This window comes from Halorubrum sp. AJ67 (assembly GCF_000513435.1).
In genome coordinates this window covers 9,871-12,321 of record NZ_CBVY010000025.1, presented here as the reverse complement: position 1 = coordinate 12,321, position 2,451 = coordinate 9,871, and the positions used below count along the sequence as shown (strand labels likewise).

Genomic DNA, 2,451 nt, shown 5'->3' with positions numbered 1-2,451 from the left:
TTCGAGTCGCTCGCGGGAGCGGGAGTCTCGACCCGCGACAGCCACCGGAGGAACCCGCCCATCGCGACGAGACAGACGACGGCGAAGGGTGCGCCGGTGACGATCACCGACGACCGGAGCGCCGTCGCGCCCCCGACGACCACGAGAACGGAGGCGATAGCGCCCTGAAGGATCCCCCAGAACACGCGGTTCGCACCGGACGGCTCCCGGCTGCCGCCGGTGGTGAGCATGCCGACGGCGAGCGTCGAGGAGTCGGCGGAGGTGACGAAAAACGTCGTCACCAACACGAGGAACAGCAGCTGCCACAGCTCCCCGCCGGGGAAGGCCCCGAAGATGACGTACCCGGAGACGCCGTCGCCGAACTCGCCGACCGCGCCGAGCACGTCGACCGCGCCGGAGTCTTGTAGTCGGATGGACGTGCCGCCGATGACGGTGAACCACAGCGCGGAGACGGCGGTCATCGTGCCGAACGCGGTCCCGACGACCGACCGGATCGTCCGGCCGCGGGAGATCCGCGCGAGGAACAGCCCGACGAACGGGGCCCACGCGATCCACCACGACCAGTAGAAGACGGTCCACGCCGCCGACCATCCGGGACCGTTCTCGACGCCGCTGCCGGTGAACAGGCTCATCTCGAAGAAGGAGGTCGCGTAGGTGCCGAGCGCCGCCACGCCGACGTTCAACACGTCCGTCGTCGGCCCGGCGACGAGCGCCACGCCGAGCAGCAGCGCCATGACGCCGACGTTGAAGACGGAGAGCCGTCTAATCCCGCGACCGACGCCCGCGACGAGCGACAGCGTGAACAGCGCGGTGATACCGACGATGACCGCGACGGTCTCGGCGTCGCCGAAGGCGATTCCGGTCCGGAACGTCACGCCGGTGAGAAGCTGCGTGGCGATGAAGCCGAGGCCGGTCGCGATCCCGCCGATGGTGGCGACGACCGCGAGCGTGTCGACTGTCCGGGCGACCACGCCGTCGAGTCCGTCGGGGCCGAGGATCGGGTACAGCGCGGTGGAGACGCGGAACGGCGCGTCGTGGCGGTACGCGAAGTACGCGACCGGAAGGCCGATCGCGAGGTAGCCGCCCCACGCGCTGATCCCGTAGTGGAAGACGGTGTACGCGACCGCGGGGACCGCCGCCGCGCTCGACTCGGCGGCGACCTGACCCGCGAACAGCGGCGGAACGGTCTGGTAGTGGAGCAGCGCCTCGACGGGGCCGAAGAACACGATCCCCGCCGAGAGCCCGGCGGAGAAGAACATCGCGACGTACGAGAGCGTGCCGTACTCCGGCTCGCCGTCGCCGAGCCGGACGCGACCGTACTTCCCGACGAGGAGGTAGCCGGCCGCGAGGACCAGCGCGAGGACCGACCCGAGGTACAGCCACGCGAGCCCCTGACCGAACGTCACGAACGCGGCGTCGATGGCGGCCGCCGCGCCGTCGGTGTCGATCACGGTGTACGCGAGGAAGGCGAACGTGACGAGCGACCCGACGGCGAACGGGACGGGATCGACCTCGGCGCGGAACGAGCGTATCGACTCGACGACGGAGCGTCTACTCATAAATGAGAGTCTATCGATTAGTGGAACGCGATCCGCTTAAACCTGTTTCTGGACCCGTTAAATCCGGGTATTTCGCGAGATACGGCGGTCGAGTTCGGATTTATAAATCCACCGCTGTTCGGGATGTCCGGGGCAAGTGACTCGTGTCGCGGGAACGTATCCCCGGCGTGAACCACGTCCCGAACGAGGCGCTGGCCGCGGTCGACGCGTTCGGCGAGGGCCACCTCCGCGGTGATCCGCCGGCGGTCCGAGAACGGCTCCGGTCGGATCTCCGGGTCCGGATAACCGCGAACGCGGACGGCCGGACCGCCCGGTGTTGGTTCGAGACGGAACACACGCGAGCGCCGCCGACTCTCCGCAACCGAGGCTCGTTTCTCGCCACGTACGTCGACGGGGTCGACGAGCGGCTCCGGGAGTGGGGGATCGACCCGCCAGAGACCTACGAGTACCGCGAGACCGTCGAGGGGACGCACCGGTACGAGGGAACGCTGTCGCTGCCGTAAGCGGGAGCGTCCGTGCGCGTCGGACATTTATGTTCTCGTCGGACCGAGAGACGGACGTGATTCGAACCGTCGCCTACGCCGTCCACGTGCTGTCTGGAGCGTTCTGGACCGGTGCGGTCCTGTTCGTCGTCTACGCGGTCCTCCCCCGGGCGACGGACGGAGACCTGTCCCGGGAGTCGTTCGCCGACGCCGCGCACCGCCTGCTCATGGTCACGCGCTGGACCGGCGTCGCGCTACCGGTCACCGGCGCGTACCTCGTGTGGGTGTTCTACCGTCCGTTGGAGCTGTTGACCGGCACGTCGCGGGGGTGGGCGATCCTCGCGATGCTGTCGCTGTGGGGGGTGATGAACGGACTCGTCGAGCTGGGGATCCTCCGAATGCGCCGCGAG

At 68.9% G+C, this 2,451-nt stretch carries 2 protein-coding genes and 1 pseudogene; 2 read left to right on the top strand and 1 reads right to left on the bottom strand.

Annotated elements, in window-relative coordinates; translation table 11 throughout:
• Positions 1-1,559 (bottom strand): BCCT family transporter (locus BN903_RS14230; protein ID WP_048078355.1); only part of this gene is annotated, 1,559 nt, incomplete at its 3' end.
• 167 nt (positions 1,560-1,726) lie between these two features.
• Here BN903_RS14230 and BN903_RS14225 point away from each other — a divergent pair.
• Positions 1,727-2,062, top strand: coding sequence for a hypothetical protein (locus BN903_RS14225; RefSeq protein WP_048078364.1), 336 nt, complete (start codon positions 1,727-1,729; stop codon positions 2,060-2,062).
• 56 nt (positions 2,063-2,118) lie between these two features.
• Positions 2,119-2,451, top strand: a pseudogene (locus BN903_RS17700) (copper resistance protein CopD); the annotation flags it as partial.